The organism is Emticicia sp., from assembly GCF_049241225.1.
GTDB lineage: Bacteria > Bacteroidota > Bacteroidia > Cytophagales > Spirosomataceae > Emticicia.
In genome coordinates, this window is record NZ_JBMLRC010000152.1 from 1 (window position 1) to 2,320 (window position 2,320).

General features: G+C 38.0%; 2 protein-coding genes and 1 pseudogene. 2 read left to right on the forward strand and 1 reads right to left on the reverse strand.

Going from position 1 to position 2,320, the window contains the following annotated elements; translation table 11 throughout:
* On the reverse strand, positions 1–230 hold a 230-nt coding region (locus ACOVO2_RS08965; protein ID WP_421769633.1), incomplete at its 3' end, for a (4Fe-4S)-binding protein.
* An 85-nt stretch (positions 231–315) separates the two neighbouring features.
* Here ACOVO2_RS08965 and ACOVO2_RS08970 point away from each other — a divergent pair.
* Both ACOVO2_RS08970 and ACOVO2_RS08975 read left to right on the forward strand, forming a co-directional pair.
* The gene (locus ACOVO2_RS08970) at positions 316–1,545 is read left to right on the forward strand and encodes a carboxypeptidase-like regulatory domain-containing protein (protein ID WP_421769634.1); all 1,230 of its coding nucleotides are present in this window, start codon (positions 316–318) and stop codon (positions 1,543–1,545) included.
* 44 nt (positions 1,546–1,589) lie between these two features.
* Positions 1,590–2,320, forward strand: a pseudogene (locus ACOVO2_RS08975) (NAD(P)(+) transhydrogenase (Re/Si-specific) subunit alpha); the annotation flags it as partial.

The following is a 2,320-nucleotide window of genomic DNA, read 5'->3' on the forward strand; positions in this document are numbered from 1 at the left end:
GCTTCACTTTCAGCACCTTCTAAGGTTATCCACGGGCGTGTTTGTGGATTAAAAACATTTGATAAACCTCTGAAACAAATTGCAGAGTGAATACAGATATGTGGCTGCCAAACAACCGTAATATCATCGTTTTTATAATGCTTTGTTATTTTCTTTTGCTCTTCCATGATTGATTGGTTAATGACCAAAGTTGAGAAAAATTCTGCCGATTTCAAAAAAGATAGTTCCAAAACTTCTGCACAATTTTAACCTCATTCCCATAAAAATATCATTTATTAGTGATTAATTTGTATCCTTATTATATTTTAGTTTTCAATGACTTTCAAGTGTATCATTAAATATATCATTTATTTGTGTTTTCCTTTGTTGAGTTTTGCCCAAAGAAACATCGAAGGCCGAGTGATTAGTGGAGAAGACCGAAAACCGCTATCTTTTGCCAATGTATTTATCAGTAATTCAACCAAAGGCCAACAAGCCGACGATAAAGGCCGATTTAAACTAACTAATGTGCCAGCGGGCGTACTTGATTTGGTGGTGAGTTTCGTTGGTTATGAAACTATTTCTATCAAAGTTAAGGCCGATACCCTCCGAAAACCGCTATTAATTATGCTTTCGCCCGATGCTATTGCTCTGCAAGGCGTTACCGTAAAAAGGCTTAAAAATGGTTTTGAGAGATATTACCCACTTTTTAAAGAACATTTCTTAGGCAAAACGCTTTTCTCAGAATCTTGTGTTTTGAAGAACCCAAAAGCACTTTGGTTTTCATTAAGCGATGATGAATCTGAATTGACAATCAATGCCGATGAACCTTTGGAGATAGAAAACAGAGCGTTGGGTTATACGATAAAATATGATTTAGAAGAGTTTAAGTATAGTTTCTCGCAAAACTACGTAACGTATTATGGTTTTCCATTTTTTCAAGAAATGACTACCAAAAACGAAAAGAAACAACAAAAATGGCACGAAAACCGTGAAAAAGCCTATTTCGGCTCACCACAACATTTCTTAAAATCGGCGATAAATCACGACTGGGCCAATGCTGGTTATAAAGTTTATACGATGTATCGAGAAGAAAAAAGATTTTTCTTAGTTCCTCTTTTTCCCGAAATCAAAGACAGTTTGGGTAATATTATTCAGCACGCCGCAAAGGCAAAAAAAGAAGTAGATTCTACCGATATCATTTTGAGTAAAAATAGTTGGTTACATAAAATACCAAACCTCAAACGCTCGCCGTATGTGCAGTATTTGCACAAATTACCGTTAGATGAAAATTGTATTTTTGAGGTCAGAGAAAATCTTCCCCTACTCAATTTTGAAAATTATCTCTACGTATTCTACGAACGAGAGTTTGAAGAACCTCAATTTGCCGATTTAGGCAAAAAAGATGCTCCACAAGTTTCGATACTTACACTTTTAGAACCCAAAACTTTGATTGAATCAACAGGGCATTTGGTAAACCCTCTGGCGGTTTTATTTGAAGGCCGTTGGGGAATCGAAAAAATGGGTGAATTCTTACCTATTGATTACGAACCAGAGTCTTTTTAATTTTATAATCAAGAAAAATATTTTATAAATATTTTGATAAATAATTGAAATATTTCTACATTGCTTTTAGAAAATCTCATTTGACCGAAAGCACTGTGAAATTAGCCGTAATAAAAGAAACGAAGCCATTTGAGCGTCGAGTAGCTCTCACGCCAGAAGTCTGCAAACAATTAATCCAAGCAGGATTTGAATGCCATCTCGAACACGACGCAGGAAAAACATCTTTCTTTGACGATACAGCCTATACGGCCGTCGGAGTAACTATTCAGAATGATAAATCTGCATTGCTTGCCGCCGCCGATGTAGTTCTGAAAGTAAACCCTCCTACTACCGACGAAATCGCTTCCATGAAAAAAGGAGCGGTGGCTATTTCTTTCATGTATGCCGCCAGTAATCCCGAAATGATTGAAGCCGCTGCCAAGCAGGGAATTTCGGCATTTTCGGTCGATGCCATTCCTCGCATTTCGAGAGCTCAAAAAATGGATGCGTTAAGTTCGCAAGCCAACTTAGCTGGCTATAAATCGGTCATTATTGGTGCGTATCATTTGGGTAAAATCTTCCCTCTACTCATGACGGCCGCAGGCACAATCAAACCCGCCAAAGTTGTAATCATGGGTGCGGGTGTCGCAGGTTTACAAGCCATTGCCACCGCCAAACGCCTCGGTGCAGTAGTTGAAGTAAGCGATATTCGCCCCGAAACAAAAGAGCAAGTAGAATCTTTGGGTGGAAAATTCATTGAAGTAAAAGGCGATGATTCTATCAAAATCGAAGGTGG

What these genes read in the sequence shown, in the direction of transcription:
- ACOVO2_RS08970 (WP_421769634.1), top strand. Translation starts at nt 316, where the DNA reads ATGACTTTCAAGTGTATCATTAAATATATCATTTATTTGTGTTTTCCT.